The following is a 17,089-nucleotide window of genomic DNA, read 5'->3' as shown; positions in this document are numbered from 1 at the left end:
GCCCGGAGCAGCGATGTCGATGCTCGTGATGACGTTACGCGCGGATCCGGGATACTCCCTCTCGCCCGGGCAATGCTACCGGAGGAGCGCCGCGTCGGGACCACGCCGTGGACGGCCGGATGCGGATCGGATCCCCACCTGAGACGATGGGGCGGCCGACGACACTCTCCGAGTGAGAGACACCGAACGGAACCGACGATGCCCCCGCAGACGAGTGACCAGCGCTGGGCCGCCCTGGCGGCCGCCGGCGATCAGAGCGCCTTCCGCACGCTGTACCGTGCCCATGTCCGACCCGTGTACTGGATCGCCCAGGGGATCCTCGGCTCCCCGGCGGATGCGGAAGACGTGACGCAGGAGACCTTCGTGGTCGCGTGGCGCAAGCTGCCGGGCCTGGAACTGCAGGGAGAGTCGATCCTGCCCTGGCTCGCGACGATCTGCCGCTTCCAGGCGGCCAACCGGCTCCGCCAGCGCCGTCGCGATCAGGCGCACACGACGGAGGCGGCGGACGATCAGCTCCCCGACGTCGTGAGCGTCGAGGAGCAGGTGATCACGGCCGCGCTCGCCGCGCGGATCGCCGCGGAGGTAGGCACCCTGGGCGACCTCGACCGGGAGATCTTCCGGTTGTGCGCCGCGGAGGGGTACGCCTACCAGGCCGCCGCGGAGGAACTCGGTGTGACCCACGCCGTCGTCCGGAACCGTCTCTCACGCGTGCGCACCCAGCTGCGCGGTGCCGTCAAGGAAGTGAGAGACGCATGAACGACCAGACCCCCCAGACCGGGCTCCCCGCACTGTCGGACGACACCGTCGCCCGGATCGAGGAGGCCGTGTTCGCCGAGATCGCCGACGACCGTCCCCGCGCGTCGGCCCCCGCGTCGCGGACGAGGACGCGCCGCCGGCGATGGCTCACGGCCGGCGGGATCGCCGCCGCCTTCGTCGTCGGGATCCTCGTGACGCCGCCGATCCTCAACACCGTCGGCGGTGGTGGGTCGGCCGTATCCACCGCGGACGGGCCCGCGGGATGGTCGATGGAGGAATCGGGATCGTCCATCCCGGACCGGATGGTCGACGCGGCGCCCGTCCCGGCCATCGGGGGCACGGTCGACGCAGATGCTGCGGCGGGCACGGCGGAGGACGCTCGCGACATCATCGCGAGCGCACAGGCCTCGGTGGAGGTGAAGGACGTCGCCGACGCGGCCGCCGACATCGGCGAGCTCGCCGAGGCGCACGGCGGGTACGTCGAGAGCACCGAGGTCGGCAAGACGGTCGCCGCGGACGCGCCCACCGAGCGGGTGCCCGCGGACTCGGGGTACGGCTGGATCACGATCCGTGTGCCGGCCGACGACCTGACGACCGTGATCGCCGCTCTCTCCGAGACGGGCGAGGTGCTGTCGTCCTCGATCGCGAAGCAGGACGTCACCTCCACGGCGATCGACCTCCGGGCGCGCGTGGAGTCCACCCGCGCATCGGTGCAGCGGCTCACGGAGCTCATGGGGCAATCGGGCTCCGTCGCCGACCTCATCGAGGCGGAGGTCGCGCTCACCGACCGCCAGGCCCAGCTCGAGTCGTACGAGCAGCAGCTCGCCGCGCTCGACGACCAGGTGGCGCTGTCGTCCCTGACCGTGGAACTCACGCGGGAGGGCACGACGGCGTCGGCCGATCCCGCGGGCTTCGGCGATGGTCTGCGGGCCGGCTGGAACGGGCTCGTCGTATCCCTCAACGCCCTCGTGATCGCGATCGGGTTCCTCCTCCCCTGGCTCGCCGTCGCCGGAATCGTCGTCCTGATCGTCTGGCTCGCCCGTCGCGTCCGGCGCAATCGGCGCCTCGCGGCGACTCGCGACGCGACGGAGGAGCCGCCCTCCGCCCGCCCGTAGAGCGGGGACGCGGACCCGGCGGTCCCCGCCGTCCGGAGATGTACAAGGACTCTTGTGCAGTCACGGGGTGCGTCCTAGCCTTCCGGGCGTGGAAGACATCTCCGTGATCACCGCCGTGCACCACCCGCTCCGACGTCGCATCTACGACTACCTCCTGCTCTACGGCACCTCGCAGGTGACGGTGGTCGCCCGCGCGCTCGACAGCCAGGTCGGCAGCATCAGCCATCACCTCCGGATGCTCGAGCGTGCGGGGATCGTCGAGCGGGTTCCCGAGGCGTCCGGCGACCGTCGCACCAGTTGGTGGAAGGTCGCCCGGCGTGGCCTGACCTGGTCTGCGGACGACTACGCGGACTCCCCGGCCGACGCCCTCCTCGCCCGGGAGGCGCAGCGACAGGGGATCCGCATGCAGATCGAGCGCCTGCAGCGCTGGCACCGCCGCCGAGGTGATCCCGCCGTGGCCGCCTACGACGCCTCCAACACGGAGAGCACCGCGTGGGCGACCCCGGAGGAACTGCGCGATCTCTCCGCACGCGTCCTGCGGGCGGTGCGGGGCTGGCAGTCATCGATCGACGAGGACGACGGCCAGGAGCGCACACCCGTCTTCTTCTTCGCCCACGCGTTCCCCACGGAACCGTGATGACCGCCCTCCCGGGGGTCACGGAAGTGTCCGCCCCTCCCCCCTTCCGGCGCGACCGGATGGTGCACGCCTGGATCGGCGTGAAGGCGCTGTCCGACGTGGGTGACGCCCTGTGGACGATCGCCCTCGCCTGGACCGCGGTCCAGATCGCCTCGCCCGCCGTCGCGGGACTCATCGTCGCCGCTGGCGCCCTCCCGCGCGCCGTCGTCCTGCTCTTCGGAGGCGCCCTGGCGGACCGCACGGACGCCCGCCGGGTGATGATCCTCTGCAACACGGTGCGGGTGGCCGTGCTGTGCACCGTCGCCGTCTGGGTACTCCAGACCCCGCCCACCGTTCCGCTGCTGCTCGGCGCCGCGGTCGCCTTCGGTGTGTGCGACGCGTTCTTCGAACCGTCCGCCGGCACGATCTCGCGACGACTGGTGCGGGCCGCTGACCTCCCGTCCTACGGGGCCGTCGCGCAGACCGCGTCGCGTCTGGGGACGATGGGCGGAGCCGCTGTGGGCGGCGTGCTCGTCGCCAACGCCGGCCTTGCGGGAAGCGCCTCGGCGAACGCACTGACGTTCTCGCTCGTCGTCGGGTTTCTCGCCATCGCTCTGCGCCCGCGGTTCCGCCTCGCCCGCTCCCCACGGACCTCATCGCTCCAGGCGATCGGGGCCGCCTTCCGCCACCTGCGGGTCGAGCCCACGACGCGTATCCTCGTGATCGCCCTCTCCGGACTCAACCTCGCCGTCGGCCCCGCCGTCGGCATCGGCCTGGCGCTGCGGGCGCATGCCGAGGGCTGGGGCGCTCCGGCCGTCGGACTGTTCGAAGCGCTCCTGGGGCTCGGGGCCGCCGCGGGCGCGGTGGCGGTTGTTCGTCGCCGGCCCCGGCACGAGGCGCGGAGCGGGTTCGCGGCGCTCGTCGTGCAGGGGGCCGCGATCGTCGCCCTCGGATTCGGCCCGGCATGGACCGTGGCTGTGGCCGCCGCGATCATCGGAGCCACCGCGGGGTATGCCTCCGTGCTGTTGAGCGCGACGTTCGCGGCGACCGTCGACACGGCCTACCTCGGCCGGATGAGCGCCCTCACCCGGCTCGGCGACGACTGCCTGATGCCGCTCGCCATGGCGGTGTTCGGCGCCCTCGCGTCCGTCACCGCCCTGTGGGTGCCGTTCGCCGTGTTCGGCGGGGTGATGATGGCCCTGATGATCATGCCGCTCAGCGCCCGCACGTTCCGGACGCTCGCGCTCCGCGCCGACGCCTGATGGTCCGGCCCACGGGAACGACGAAAGCCCCCCGGAGAACCGGAGGGCTTTCGTCGTGTTGTGTGACCCCAGCGGGATTCGAACCCGCGTTACCGCCGTGAGAGGGCGGCGTACTAGGCCGCTATACGATGGGGCCGTCTGGCGGAGCTTTCCGTTCCGCGACAACCGTTCAAGTATGCCACGGCGATTCTCGCTGCGCCAAATCGACGCCACTCCTGCCCGACGCCCGGGCGTGGCGCGCCGGATTCCGTTTGCCGGAGGCCCCGGGAAGGAGTTGACTCGTCTCATGCGCGTCACCAAGTTCGAACATGCCACCCTCCGCCTCGACCAGAACGACGACACCCTCCTCATCGACCCCGGCTCCTTCACCGCGCCGCTGCACGATCTCAGCGGCCTGGTGGGCATCGTGCTCACCCACGAGCACCCCGACCACTGGACGCCGGAGCACCTCGACCGCATCCTGCGCGCCGCCCCCGGCACGCCGATCTTCGGCCCCGAGGGCGTGGCGAAGGCCGCGGAGGGCTACGAGATCACCGTCGTCTCCCCGGGCGACACCGTGGAGGTCGGGGCCTTCACCCTGCGCTTCTTCGGCGGCACGCACGAGGTGATCCACTCGTCGATCCCGACCATCGACAACGTCGGAGTGCTGGTCAACGACACCTTCTACTACCCGGGAGACTCCTACGCCGTCCCCGCGGGGGTCGAGGTCGGCACGCTCGCCGCGCCGCTCGGAGCGCCCTGGCTCAAGATCGGGGACGCGATCGACTACGTCCTCGCCGTGAAGCCCCGACAGGCGTTCGGCACGCACGACATGACCCTGTCGGTGATCGGCAAGAACATGCACCGCCAGCGGCTGCAGTGGGCCACCGAACAGAACGGTGGCGAGTTCCTCGTGCTCGAGCCCGGCGACTCCGTGGATCTGTGAGCGCCTCCCGCCGCCTTCTTCCCGCTCCGACTTCCCGCCTGGCCTTCCGGGAGATGACGGAGGCGGACCTCGATGACATGGCCGCGCTGCTGGGTGACCCCGAGGTCATGGCGTACTACCCCGCACCCAAATCCCGAGGCGAAGCCGCCGACTGGATCGCCCGCATGCAGGCCCGCTACGCCGAGCACGGGCACGGGCTGTGGATCATCGAGACCCACGACGGCGAGTTCCTCGGCGACTGCGGACTCACCTGGCAGTCGGTGAACGGCGACCCCGTGCTCGAGGTCGGATACCACGTGCGCGCCGACCGCCAGGGCCGCGGATACGCGAGCGAAGCCGCTCGGGCCTGCGTGGAGCTCGTCGCGCGCGAGTGGGCTCCCGTCCTGCTCACGGCCATCATCCATCCGGCGAACGACGCCTCGCGACGCGTGGCCGCCAAGCTCGGGATGACCCACATCGACGACGACCACGCCCACCCCTGGATCGTCCGGACCGTGATGGGGATGACCGTCGAGCCCGCCGCCGGCTAGCTCTGCGCGCCCCGCACCCGCAGATCGCGCAGCAGGTGGTCGCGCTGCTCGATGACCAGCCGTCGCAGGGCCGCGGGAGCGTCCGGGTGCGTCGCCAGCCACGCGTCGACGAGGTCGGCCGACGGCGTCGCCGGGAACAGCCCCAGCACCAGGCGCTTGGCGAGCTCGATGCTGCGCTGCGCCCAGACCGGCTCGATCCGCGCGAAGTACTGCTCGTCGTACTGCTCGATGAGGTCGCGGCGTCCTCCGGCGCGGAAACCGGCGATCTCGGCATCGAGGTGATCGTTCGAGAGCGTCTCGTCCTCCCACGCTGACGTCCAGGCCGCGGCACGCACGGCGGCCTCGGGAAGGGATGCGCGCGCGCGACGCGCCGCCGTCCGCCCGTCGCCCGTGTCGTCCCGCTGCTCCTCCGCTGCGATCTCCGGGAGGCCCGCGTGGCCGGTCGTGACGAGGGCGGTGAGGAGCTGCCAGCGAAGATCGGGATCGACGACGAGACCGTCGGGCACCTCGCCGTCGAGCAGGGCACGCACCTCGGCGTGGTGCACGTCGTCGAACGCGGAGGCGGCCGCCAGCGCCCGTGCCCAGGAGAGCTGCGCATCGCTGCCCGGTTCGGCGTGCTGGAGCGCCGACCACGTCGCCTCCGTCCAGGACCGCTGCTCGGCGGCGCGGCGGTCGTCGGCGACGAAGTGCCGGATCGCGAACGCCGCGTCGAGGAGGGCTGCAGCCAGCAGTCCGCCGTTGCCTTCGCGGGGGGCATGCGTGCGCACGATCGCCACGAATCGCGTCGCGTCCAGCTCGCCGTCGCGCGTGGCGTTCCACAGGGAGGACCACACGAGCGCCCGGGCGAGGGGATCCTCGATGTCGGAGAGCGACTCCTCGACCGTGCGGATCGAGCGCTCGTCCAGGCGCGCCTTCGCATACGTGAGGTCGTCGTCATTGAGGAGCACGAGGTCGGCCTCGGGGAGGTCGACGGCCACGCGCGCGCCGATCAGGTCGAGCTCCCGCTGCTCCCGGCGCACGACGCGTCCGTCCACCCGGTCGTAGAGACCGACCCGGAGACGGTGCGGGCGGACGTCGTCCTGCATGAGATACCGCGTCCCGTCGGCGTCGGTCTCCGCCCAGATCGTCGAGACGCCGGTGGTCTGCAGCCACGCGGCCGCCCAGTCGGTCATGTCGCGGCCCGACACCGCGCTGAGCTCGACGAGGAAGTCGTCGAGGGTGGTGTTGCCGAACGCATTCGCCGCGAAGTACCGTCGGGCGCCCTCGAAGAAGGCATCGTCCCCCACGAACGCGACGAGCTGCTTGAGCACCGACGCTCCCTTGGCGTACGTGATCCCGTCGAAGTTCAGCTTCGCCGCCTCGAGGTCGGGGATGTCGGCGACGATCGGATGCGTCGTCGGCAGCTGGTCCTGCTGGTAGGCCCAGGCCTTCCGCCGCATCGCGAACGTGACCCACGCGTCGTGGAAGCGGGTGGCCACCGCCGAGGCGTGCGAGCCCATGTAGTCGGCGAACGACTCCTTGAGCCACAGGTCGTCCCACCACGTCATCGTGACGAGGTCGCCGAACCACATGTGCGCCATCTCGTGCAGGATCGTGTTGGCCCGGCCGGCGCGCTGCGCCTCGGTGGCCGCGCCGCGGGAGAGGTACGCCTCGGTGAACGTCACCAGCCCCGGGTTCTCCATGGCGCCGAGGTTGTACTCGGGCACGAATATCTGGTCGCACTTGCCCCAGGGGTACGGGTACGCGAACGCGTCGGTGAAGAAGTCGAGTCCCTGGCGGGTGACCTCGAGGATCTCGTCCGCCTCGAGGTGCTCCACGAGCGAGCGCCGGACGAAGACCCCCAGCGCGATCTGCTGGTCGTCCCGGCTCCACTCCCCGTCGACGCGGGCATACGGTCCGGCGGCGACGGCGGTGATGTAGCTGGAGAGGGGCAGCGTCGGCGCGAACTGGACGCGCTGCACGCCGACGCCGAGGTCGACGTGGGCGGGCGACTGGTTCGACAACACCTCCCATCCGGAGGGGGCGTCCACGACGAATGTGTATTCGGCCTTCATGTCGGGCTGTTCGAAGCAGGCCATGACACGCCGCGAGTCGGCCGGCTCGTACTGCGTGTAGAGGTAGGTGCGGTCGTCGACGGGGTCGTGGAACCGGTGCAGACCCTCTCCGGAACGGCTGTAGACGCCGACCGCCTCGACCCGGACGACGTTCGACGGTGCGAGACCCTCCAGTGCGATCCGTGCGCCGTCGTAGACGACCTCCTGCGCGATGCCGTTCACCTCGACCCGACGGACCTCCTCGCCGATGAAGTCGAGCCAGGTGCGGTCGACGGTCGCGTCGAACTCGAGGATCGTCGTGGTCGGGAAGCCCGTGCGCGCCCGCTCCGGTGCGCCGGTCAGATCGAGCTCGACGCGGATGCGGTGCAGGGTGATCGCGGCGGATCGCGCCGCGGTCTCCTCACGGGTCAGGTTCGCGGTGTGCATCCTTCCATCCTGGCATCTTCCCGTCGCCGAGCGGGGTGGCCGGTGCGCGGGACGCGCGCACTCCCCCTGCTCGTCAGCGTCGAGCGGCCGTCCCTCTCCGGTTGACCTTGCGCGATGTCTCGGGTCCTCCGAGAAGCCGCCTGATCGCGGTCTCCGGGGTGACGTCGAGGTCGAGCGTCCTCCCCCGGGCGTACTGCCGGAACACCCGCGGGTCGATGTAGCTGTTGCGGGCCACGGCCGTCGTGTTGCCGAGTGCCGTCGCCGCGGCCTGCACGGCCAGACGCTCGGCCTGATTCCGCTGCCCGCGCCGGTCGAGGACACCGATGCGGGCCAGGGCGTCCGCGGCGATGATGGTGCCGTGGAGGGTGCGGAAGTCCTTGGCGGAGAAGCTCGCTCCCAGCACCTCCTTGAGGTAGGCGTTCACCTCCGCGGGGGTGATCTTCACGCGTCGACGGCCTCGGCGGTACGCGAGGAGGAAGGCGGACGACGCTCCGCTCGCGAAGTCCGTGAGGGCCTCGGCCAGCGATTCGTCGGTGATCTCGATCGCCGCAGTCTGTCCGCTCTTCGCCGGGAAGGAGAGGGCCACGTCCCCGCCGTCGATGCGCACGTCACGGCGACGGAGGGTGGTGAGACCCCGGCTGCCGTGGCGGGCGAGATAGCGCTCCGATCCGATGCGCAGGGCGGCGTCGTCGAGGAGGCGGAACGCGATCGCCAGGGCGCGCTCCTTGGTCTGCCCTTCGTCCTTGAGCGCCTTGGTCACCTGCGCGCGGGCGCTGGGCAGGGCGGAAGCGAGGTCGAGGGCGCGGACGAACTTCCGGCGGTCGCGCGAGACCCGCCAGAGCGGGTGATAGAGGTACTGCTTGCGTCCGGCGCCGTCGATCCCGACCGCCTGGATGTGCGCGAGCGGGTCGGCCGCGATCCACACGTCCTGCCACGCCGGCGGGATCACGAGATCGCTGATGCGTTCGCGATCCGCATCGGGAGCAGGCTGCCCCGCGGGGTCGACATACCGGAACCCCGAGCTCGTCCGCTTCCGCGTGAACCCCGGGTCCTGACCCGGCACCACTCGCACCAGTCGCGCCATTCGCGTCTCCTCCCCGTCGTTTCCCCTCCGAGTGTGGAGGGCACCGGTCGCCGCCGGAAGGGAGTGGCGTCTCCCCCGGCGGACGTGCTATCGCCGACCGGACCGCGACAGTCGCGAGATGACCGAGGTCCCTACCGGAATCGCCGCCCACCAGGCAGGCTGGGGCGCGGAGAGCCGCGGCCGTCGCAGGGTCAGGACGGAGGTCGCCGCGGTCGCGCCGACGACACGGAGTGACGCCTCCCCGGCAGAAAGGCACTTCGATGACCACCGATGCCGTCACGACCGACGCCCCCACCGCGCGGGACTGGCTCGGGCTGGCCGTCCTGGCGGTCGGACTGGGGATGATCGTGTTGGACGGCACGATCGTCGGGGTCGCGCTGCCCACCATCATCGAGGATCTGCACCTGGATCTCACGGACGCGCAGTGGGTGAACAGTCTGTATGCGGTGCTGTTAGCCGCGCTGCTGCTGTCCACGGGGAATCTCGCCGACCGGTGGGGTCGGAAGAAGCTGTTCCTCGCGGGGCTGGTCGTGTTCGTCGCGGGGAGTGTGCTCGCGGCGGCATCGGAGTCGTCGGGCGCGCTCATCGGCGCCCGCGCCGTGCAGGCCGTCGGGGCCGCGCTGATCATGCCCTCGACGCTCTCGACGGTGAACGCCGTGTTCCGCGGCCGGTATCGGGCGGCCGCGTTCGGTGTGTGGGGTGCGGTGATCTCCGGGGCGGCGGCGGTGGGGCCGCTGGCCGGGGGCGCGTTGACGCAGTGGACCTCCTGGCACTGGATCTTCCTGGTCAACGTGCCGCTGGGGGCGGTGGTGTTCGTCGCGGCGATCGTCACCGTCCCGGAGACGCGGGGCGCGAAGAAGCGCCCCGGCGTCGACGTCGACGGTGCGCTGCTCAGCATCGTCGGGTTCGGTGCCCTGGTGTTCGCCGTGATCGAGGGACCGGATCTCGGGTGGTGGACGCCCCAGCAGGACCTCACGATCTTCGGCTGGGTGTGGCCGCAGACCGCGCCGATCTCGGCGGTCCCGATCGCCCTGCTCATCGCCGCGATCGCTCTGACCCTGTTCGTCGTCTGGGAGCGGCACCGCGAGAAGGTGCAGCGCTCCGCCCTGCTGGACCTGGAGCTGTTCGGCTACCGAACGTTCTCCTGGGGCAACCTCACCGCGGCGATGGTCGCGGTGGGCGAGTTCGCGATCATCTTCGTCCTGCCGCTCTACCTGGTCAACGCGCTGGGTCTCGATGCGATGGGCGCCGGACTCGTGCTCGCGGCCATGGCCGTCGGCGCCTTCCTGTCCGGTGCCGCGGCCCGACATCTCGCCGATCGCTTCGGCGCCCCCGGGACCGTGCTGATCGGACTCGGCCTCGAAGTCACCGGCGTGGTCGTCGTCGCCCTCATCATCCAGGCCACCACCCCCGGATGGCTGGTCGCGATCCCGCTCGTCGTCTACGGGCTCGGCCTGGGGCTGGCCTCTGCACAGCTCACCGGGACCGTCCTGCGCGACGTCCCCGTGAACCTCTCCGGCCAGGGGTCGGCCACCCAGAGCACCGTCCGGCAGATCGGCTCCGCGCTCGGCACCGCCTTCGCCGGAGCAGCACTGTCCGTCTCCCTCGCCATCACCCTGCCCGCCGCACTCGAGAAGACCGGACTCAGCGACGCCACCGCCGACCGACTCGCCGAGACCACCCGGCAGACCGCGGGCACCACGATCGGTCAGCTCCGCACCGCCGGAGACGACAGCCCACTCGGCAGCGACACCACCGAGGCCGTGAACGCCCTCGCCGACGGCTTCACCGACGGCACCCGCAGCGCCCTCCTCATCGCCACCGCATTCCTCATCCTCGGCCTCGCCGGCGCCGCCCGCCTGCGACGCGCCACCACAGGAGGCTCCTGAGGAGCACCGATCGGTCGCGGCGACCCGATGCACCGGCGGGAAGCCGATATTCTGCGATCATGCCGCTGTCATTCGAAGAGTTCCGGTCGTCCCTGATGCACGCGCAGACCCGCGAATCGTGGGGGCTCACGCTCACCGACGCCGAAGCCCAGCAAGTGGCCGCGGACGAGCAGGCGAGCCGCAGCTGGTATGACTACTGGCTGGCGACCCACGCCCCGGCGGCGCCCTCGACCTCTGCGGGTCTGCCGGGCGGGCACGAGCTCCCGGTCGCCGCGGCTCCCGGCTTCGCGGCGGCGCCCCCACCCGCTGCGGCCCCCTCCGTCGAGGCATCCGCATACCAGGGCGGCTCCGCCGTCGGCGCGGTGGCACCCGGCCCCGAGGCCCCGGAGCGCACGCGGCGCGTCGGCCTCTGGGTGACGCTCGGCATCGTGGGCGTACTGCTGCTGATCGCCGCCATCGTCACGGTGTTCGCGTTCGCGACCGCGCGACACTGGACCAAGGTGGACGTCCCCGAGAAGCCGGAGACCTTCCACAGCGAGGAGTACGAGACCGGCAAGTACATCGTCACGGACGATGGTGTGAGCCCGTGCGCGGTGGACCAGGACTGGACGGACTGCATCGGACTGATGGAAGCCGAATATGCCGGGGCCTGCGCCGGGGTCGAGCTGGTGCCCGCCTCCGCCGACCTCTGCGCGCAGCATCGCGCTGAGATCGACCGGATGATCGCGGCGGACGCGGAGGGGATGTACGTCGCCTCGCTGGGTGACTTCGGGCACCTCACCCGCACCGCCGAGATGGCGACGCGCCAGGTCTCGAACGACGACCACGAGCCCGCCGTCACGCATGAGGCGGTCTGCTACCTCGGCTTCCTCGGAGAGTGCGAGTAGCGCCGGCGCCTGCTTCTCCCTCATCGAAACCCCGAGTCGGCCTCGGCGGCGTATGGTCGGGTTAGGACCCGATGAGGTCCGGGACGGGGTGTCGACATGTGTCGTTGGCTGGCCTACGCAGGAGAACCGCTGCATCCGTCGGAGGTGATCCTCGACTCGCGCCACTCCCTGGTGGCGCAGTCCCTGAACTCGCCGCTCGGGGCGGAGACCGTCAACGGGGACGGCTTCGGGCTCGGATGGTATCCCGTGGTCGACACCGAGGGGGCGGGCGGGCGACCTCCGCAGCCCGCGCTGTTCCGCAGCACGGAGCCCGCATGGAACGATCAGAACCTCCGCGAGATCTCGAGCACGATCCGCAGCCCGCTGTTCCTCGCCCATGTGCGGGCGGCCGCCGGTCCCCCCATCCAGCAGACGAACTGCCATCCGTTCCGACACGAGAACTGGCTGTTCATGCACAACGGCGGGCTCGCGGACTTCCTGACGATGAAGCGCGACCTGACCCTCGCGGTCGACCCGTCGCTGTACCCGGAGATCCAGGGCACCACCGATTCGGAGGTCTTGTTCCATCTCGCGCTGAGCCACGGCCTGCAGGACGACCCGATCGCGGGGATGCGGGCAGCCATCCGCGAGACGGAGCGCATCGGGAACGCGCACGACATCCGCTTCCCGGTGCAGGGCACCTTCGCCGTCTCCGACGGCACCACACTGTGGGCGTTCCGGTACTCGAGCGTGGGACGGTCCCGCACGCTCTTCCACTCCACCGACATCGACGTCCTCCGGCAGATGTATCCGCATGCCGAACGCCTGCGCGCCTTCGGCCGTCATGCCCACGTGATCGTCTCGGAACCGCTGACCGATCTGCCGGGGGCGTTCCTCGAGGTGCCGGAATCGACGGTCGCGATCATCGACGCGACGGGCTACCGCCATGAGCCGTTCCTCGGCGCCGCGTGAGGAGCAGCCGCCTCGCAGGCTGTGAACGCCCGCCGGCGGAGACGAAGAAACCCCCGCCGGAGCGGGGGTTTCGCGAAGTGCTGGGGTACCTGGACTCGAACCAAGAACAACTGAACCAGAATCAGCCGTGTTGCCAATTACACCATACCCCAAGGGCGAAACCGGAGCCTCGCACCGAGAGTCAAGCCTACCCGAGCGGCGACCGATCAGCAAAACCACCGGTGCCGTGTCGCCGCTCGGGCGCGTCGCGGATCAGTTGGCGAGGAACGCCGAGAGCGCGCGCAGGCGGCGCAGCGACTCGTCCTTGCCCAGCAGCTCCATCGACTCGAACAGCGGCGGTGAGACGCGGCGTCCGGTGATGGCCACACGCGGCGGCCCGTAGGCCACGCGCGGCTTGAGCTCGAGGTTCTCCACGAGCGCCGTCGACAGCGCCTCCTGGATCTTCTCCGGGGTGAAGTCCGTGACCGGCTCCAGGGCGGCGACGCAGGCGTCCAGCACCTCGGCCGCGTTGGCCGGCAGCCCCTTGAGCGCATCCGCGTCATACGACACCTCGTCGCGGAACAGGAAGCCGAGCATGCCCGGCACCTCGCCCAGCAGCTGCACACGCTCCTGCACCAGCGGCGCCGCACGGAACGCCAGGACGAGCTGCTCATGGGTCGGCTCGTCGAACAGGCCGGCCGCGGCGAGGTACGGCACGGTGCGCTCCGCGAAGTCCTTCACGTCGAGCATGCGGATGTGGTCGCCGTTGATCGACTCGGCCTTCTTCTGGTCGAAGCGGGCCGGGTTCGGGTTGACGTTCGCGATGTCGAACGCGGCGATGAACTCATCGAGCGAGAACACGTCGCGGTCCGGACCGATCGACCAGCCCAGCAGCGCGAGGTAGTTCAGCAGACCCTCGTGGATGAAGCCGCGCTCGCGGTGCAGGAACAGGTCGGCCTGCGGGTCGCGCTTGGAGAGCTTCTTGTTGCCGGTCTCCCCCAGCACGAGCGGCATGTGGGCGAACCGCGGCACGAACGTCGTCACGCCCGCGTCGATGAGCGCCGCGTAGAGCGAGAGCTGGCGCGCAGTGGACGGCATGAGGTCCTCACCGCGGAGAACGTGGGTGATGCCCATCAGCGCGTCGTCGACGGGGTTCACGAACGTGTACAGCGGCACGCCGTTGGGGCGAACCACGACGAAGTCCGGGAAGGATCCGGCGGGGAAGGTGACCTCGCCGCGGATGAGGTCGACGTACGTGAGGTCTTCGTCCGGCACCCGCAGGCGGAGGGCGGGCTGCCGGCCCTCCGCGCGGAAGGCGGCCTTCTGCTCATCCGTCAGGTCGCGGTCGAAGTTGTCGTAGCCGAGCTGCTTCGCGCGACCGTTCGCCTCATTGCGGGCGTCGATCTCCTCGGCGGTCGAGTAGCTCTCGTAGAGCGCGCCCGTCGCGAGCAGCTTGTCGATGACCTCGCGGTAGATGTCGTGCCGCTCGGACTGCCGGTACGGGGCGTGCGGGCCGCCGACCTTGACACCCTCGTCCCAGTCGATCTTCAGCCACGTGAGCGCGTCGACGAGCTGGCGGAAGCTCTCCTCGCTGTCGCGGGCGGCGTCGGTGTCCTCGATGCGGAACACCATCTTCCCGCCGTTGTGACGGGCATAGGCCCAGTTGTACAGAGCCGTGCGGACCATGCCGACGTGCGGCAGCCCCGTCGGAGAGGGGCAGAAGCGGACGCGGACGTCGGCGCCGCTGGCGGTCGTGGTGAGGGGATGCGGAGTAGCCATAGCCCTTCGATTCTACGGGTGCGGGAAGGTCAGCCCCGGCGCGAGACCGCCACGGCCGCGCGGTGCTCCAGGGGCAGCGCACCGCCCATTCGGTGCGCCGCGACGGTCTCCTCGAACCCCGCGCGGAACCGTGACCGCTCGGACGAGGAGAGCGCGGCGTACTGCGCGCCCGCACCGGCCACACGGCCCTCGACGGAGGTCCACAGCGTCTCGGGGTCGGCCTCCCAGGTCCAGGTGTGCTCGCTGACCACGACCTCCGGGAGTCCGGCCTCGACGAGCATGGCCGCGAAGCCGTCCGCGGTGCGTGCGAAGTCCTCCTCGGCCGGAAGCCTCTCCCCCGCATACGGCGGCAGCCCCGCGCGTTCGACGACCCCGGTCCAGAACCACGAGGGGGAACGGGTCCAGATCGTCGCGACGACCGTGCCCCGCGCGACACGACCGAGCTCACGGGCGGCCGCGCGCGGGGACGGCACGTGATTCAGCACGAAGTTCGCCACGACGGCGTCGACGGAGCGGTCCGCGAACGGCAGCGACGGCAGTCCGCCCTCCACCATGTGCAGCGTCGGGTACGTCCGGAGGGCGACGGCGCGCATCGTCGGTTCGGGCTCACAGGCAGTGACCTCCCACCCGCGATGGGCGAAGCGGGCCGCGATGCCTCCCTCCCCCGCACCGACGTCGAGGAGTGTTCCGCCGGGAACCGTGCCGAGGGCGGCGGCAAGGGCATCGAACGTGCCCGCGCACAGGGCCGCGTAGGAGGCGGCGTACGCCTCCCCGACGCCGTCCCAGTCCTTCACCGTGCGCTGCTCCGGGCGAGTGGGGACAGCGCCACGATCGCCACGACCAGCACGGACGCGGCGATCCCGAGCCCCGCGTACTGGAAGTGCGACAGCACGATGCCGGCGAGGACGGAACCCGCTGCGGCCGAGAGGCTCATCAGCGAGTCGCTGCGCCCCTGGCGCCGTGTGCGCACCTCCGGCGCCGAGGCTTCCGTGAGCAGCGCCGCACCGGCCACCGTCGCCGCGCTCCATCCGAGGCCGAGGAGGATCAGGGCGACCATCACACCCCAGGCTTCGGTGCCGGTGAAGACGGCGAATGCGAGGGCGCCGCCGAGGAGAGCCTGCCCCAGCAGCACCACACGGAGCCGCCCCCAGCGGTCGGCGAGCACGCCGAAGACCGGTGAGAGGGCGTACATCCCGCCCACGTGCAGCGCGATGGTGATGCCCACCAGAGCCGAGACGTCAGCCGGTGTCGCCGCCGTACCGTGGGCGCCGTGGGCCATGTGGGACAGGTGCACGGGCGTCATCGCCATGACCGATGCCATCACCACGTGCGAGCCGGCGATGGCGAAGATCGCATAGCGGGCCACTCGCGGGCGATCCGCCACGACGGCGCTCGTCGTCGCGGCCGCCGCCTGCGCGAGTCGCTGCGCGGCGAGCAGCGGATCCGGGCGGAGGGCGACGAGGTAGAGCACGAGCGCCGCGCACTGCGCGACGAACGAGAACACGTACGAACCGGTCTGCGGCGGCATGCCGATCGTCTGACCGACGATCTCCCCCGGACCGAGCAGCAGCGGTCCCGCCACCCCGCCGATCGTCGTGGACCAGACGACGATCGAGAGGTCGCGCCCGCGGTGCTGCGGCGCCGCGAGGTCCGTCGCCGCGAACCGGGACTGCAGATTGCCCGCGTTGCCCGCTCCGATCAGCAGGATGCCGACGAGCAGGAGCGGGAAGACGCGCACGGATGCCGCGAGGATGACCACGGCGATCCCGATGAGGGCGAAGAGGTTACCGAGGGTGAGGGCGCGGCGCCGTCCGAGCCGAGCGGCCATCCGGGCGAGCGGGATCGCGCAGAGTGCCGCTCCCAGCGTCACCGACGCCGTCGCGAGCCCGGAGAGCGCATCGCTGCCCGAGATGTCCGCGGCGAGCAGCGCACCGAGCGAGACGGTGGCGCCGAAGGCGATGCCACCGAGCACCTGGCCGAGCGACAGCACCAGCACCGTGCGGCGCTGGACCGCCTGTTGCTGCGCCGCCGTGAGGGCGACGTCGGTCATGACCCGGGAACGGCGTCGCGCACGGTGTTGCGCAGGATGCCGAGTCCCGAGATCTCGACCTCGACGGTGTCGCCCGCCTCGAACGTCCCCACGCCCGCGGGGGTGCCTGTCATGATGACGTCGCCCGGGAGAAGGGTGAACACGGCGGACGCGTACTCGATGATCGCGGCGACCGAGTGGATCATGTCGGTGAGCGGCGCATGCTGGCGGACCTCACCGTTCACGCGCGTCTCGATGGTGGCCTGCGCCGGGTCGAAGTCCGTCTCGATCACGGGACCGAGGGGGCAGAAGGTGTCGAAGCCCTTCGCGCGGGACCACTGCCCATCCTTGCGCTGCAAGTCGCGCGCCGTGACGTCGTTGCCGATCGTGTACCCGAGCACGTGATCGAGGGCGTTCTCCGCTTTCACGTTCTTCGCGATCCGACCGATCACCACCACGAGCTCGCCCTCGTACTCCGTCCGCTCGGACAGCGCGGTGGGGCGCACGATGGCGTCGTCCGGGCCGATCACGGCGGTGTTCGGCTTGAGGAACAGCAACGGCTCCTCGGGGGCCACGCCGCCCATCTCAGCAGCGTGGTCGTGGTAGTTCTTGCCGACGCACACGACCTTGGAGCGCGGGATCACGGGCGCGAGCAGCGTGACCTCGGTCAGCGGGACGCGCGCGCCGGTGGTCTCGTATCCGGAGAACATCGGATCCCCGGCGAGCACGACGAGCTCCCGCTCGTCGATGATCCCGTACATGATGGCGTCGTCGTGGCTGAACCGGGCGATCTTCATGGCTCCAGCC

Annotated in this window: 15 protein-coding genes and 2 tRNA genes; 9 read left to right on the top strand and 8 right to left on the bottom strand. The window is 71.0% G+C overall.

Translation table 11 applies throughout. The features are described 5' to 3' along the window. The first annotated feature begins 198 nt into the window (after positions 1-198). From KAF39_RS11360 to KAF39_RS11345, 4 genes are all read left to right on the top strand, one after another. Positions 199-756, top strand: coding sequence for an RNA polymerase sigma factor (locus KAF39_RS11360; protein WP_210677348.1), 558 nt, complete (start codon positions 199-201; stop codon positions 754-756). Then, entirely contained in the window at positions 753-1,871 is a 1,119-nt protein-coding gene (locus KAF39_RS11355) for a DUF4349 domain-containing protein (RefSeq protein ID WP_210677347.1), read from the top strand. Before KAF39_RS11360 ends, KAF39_RS11355 begins: the two co-directional genes overlap by 4 nt. An 88-nt stretch (positions 1,872-1,959) precedes the next feature. Then, the gene (locus KAF39_RS11350; RefSeq protein WP_210677346.1) at positions 1,960-2,508 is read left to right on the top strand and encodes a helix-turn-helix domain-containing protein; all 549 of its coding nucleotides are present in this window, start codon (positions 1,960-1,962) and stop codon (positions 2,506-2,508) included. 26 nt (positions 2,509-2,534) lie between these two features. After that, positions 2,535-3,749, top strand: a complete 1,215-nt coding sequence (locus tag KAF39_RS11345) for an MFS transporter (RefSeq protein WP_307805196.1) — start codon at positions 2,535-2,537, stop codon at positions 3,747-3,749. 63 nt (positions 3,750-3,812) lie between these two features. Here the strand turns inward: KAF39_RS11345 and KAF39_RS11340 are convergent. Continuing rightward, a tRNA-Glu gene (locus KAF39_RS11340) sits at positions 3,813-3,885 on the bottom strand. Between the two features lie 150 nt (positions 3,886-4,035). Between KAF39_RS11340 and KAF39_RS11335 the strand changes: the two genes are divergently transcribed. Next, entirely contained in the window at positions 4,036-4,674 is a 639-nt protein-coding gene (locus KAF39_RS11335) for an MBL fold metallo-hydrolase (RefSeq protein ID WP_210677344.1), read from the top strand. Further along, on the top strand, positions 4,671-5,204 hold the full coding sequence (locus KAF39_RS11330) for a GNAT family N-acetyltransferase (RefSeq protein ID WP_307805195.1): 534 nt from the start codon (positions 4,671-4,673) through the stop codon (positions 5,202-5,204). The genes KAF39_RS11335 and KAF39_RS11330 overlap by 4 nt, the downstream gene beginning before the upstream one ends. On the opposite strand, the gene pepN is transcribed toward KAF39_RS11330, so the two are convergent. Together pepN and KAF39_RS11320 are read right to left on the bottom strand one after the other, a co-directional pair. Then, positions 5,201-7,684, bottom strand: a complete 2,484-nt coding sequence (pepN, locus tag KAF39_RS11325; RefSeq protein ID WP_210677342.1) for an aminopeptidase N — start codon at positions 7,682-7,684, stop codon at positions 5,201-5,203. The two genes, KAF39_RS11330 and pepN, sit on opposite strands and share 4 nt — an antisense overlap. Positions 7,685-7,757: 73 nt before the next feature. Next, positions 7,758-8,768 carry a DNA topoisomerase IB gene (locus KAF39_RS11320; RefSeq protein ID WP_210677341.1) on the bottom strand — a complete coding sequence of 337 codons (1,011 nt, stop codon included), beginning with the start codon at positions 8,766-8,768 and terminating at the stop codon, positions 7,758-7,760. Between the two features lie 260 nt (positions 8,769-9,028). Here KAF39_RS11320 and KAF39_RS11315 point away from each other — a divergent pair, with 260 nt between their 5' ends. From KAF39_RS11315 to KAF39_RS11305, 3 genes are all read left to right on the top strand, one after another. Continuing rightward, entirely contained in the window at positions 9,029-10,657 is a 1,629-nt protein-coding gene (locus KAF39_RS11315; protein WP_210677340.1) for a DHA2 family efflux MFS transporter permease subunit, read from the top strand. Between the two features lie 59 nt (positions 10,658-10,716). Beyond that, positions 10,717-11,544: a hypothetical protein gene (locus tag KAF39_RS11310; protein ID WP_210677339.1), complete on the top strand. Its 828-nt coding sequence runs from the start codon at positions 10,717-10,719 to the stop codon at positions 11,542-11,544. 96 nt (positions 11,545-11,640) lie between these two features. Next, on the top strand, positions 11,641-12,495 hold the full coding sequence (locus KAF39_RS11305) for a class II glutamine amidotransferase (protein WP_210677338.1): 855 nt from the start codon (positions 11,641-11,643) through the stop codon (positions 12,493-12,495). 80 nt (positions 12,496-12,575) lie between these two features. Here the strand turns inward: KAF39_RS11305 and KAF39_RS11300 are convergent. The 5 genes from KAF39_RS11300 to KAF39_RS11280 all read right to left on the bottom strand — a co-directional run bounded on the left by KAF39_RS11300 (position 12,576) and on the right by KAF39_RS11280 (position 17,079). Next, positions 12,576-12,647, bottom strand: a tRNA-Gln gene (locus KAF39_RS11300). A gap of 100 nt (positions 12,648-12,747) precedes the next feature. Continuing rightward, positions 12,748-14,253, bottom strand: a complete 1,506-nt coding sequence (gene gltX, locus KAF39_RS11295; protein WP_210677337.1) for a glutamate--tRNA ligase — start codon at positions 14,251-14,253, stop codon at positions 12,748-12,750. Between the two features lie 29 nt (positions 14,254-14,282). Next, positions 14,283-15,047 (bottom strand): class I SAM-dependent methyltransferase, encoded by a 765-nt coding sequence (locus KAF39_RS11290; RefSeq protein ID WP_210677336.1) that lies wholly within the window; start codon positions 15,045-15,047, stop codon positions 14,283-14,285. Further along, on the bottom strand, positions 15,044-16,303 hold the full coding sequence (locus KAF39_RS11285; RefSeq protein ID WP_210677335.1) for an MFS transporter: 1,260 nt from the start codon (positions 16,301-16,303) through the stop codon (positions 15,044-15,046). The genes KAF39_RS11290 and KAF39_RS11285 overlap by 4 nt, the downstream gene beginning before the upstream one ends. After that, on the bottom strand, positions 16,300-17,079 hold the full coding sequence (locus tag KAF39_RS11280) for a fumarylacetoacetate hydrolase family protein (RefSeq protein WP_149085158.1): 780 nt from the start codon (positions 17,077-17,079) through the stop codon (positions 16,300-16,302). The genes KAF39_RS11285 and KAF39_RS11280 overlap by 4 nt, the downstream gene beginning before the upstream one ends. Positions 17,080-17,089 lie beyond the last annotated feature (10 nt).

Source organism: Microbacterium sp. BLY (assembly GCF_017939615.1).
In the GTDB taxonomy this organism is placed as follows: domain Bacteria; phylum Actinomycetota; class Actinomycetes; order Actinomycetales; family Microbacteriaceae; genus Microbacterium.
The sequence above is the reverse complement of the archived record's forward strand: the minus strand, read 5'-3'. Positions and strand labels throughout refer to the sequence as shown.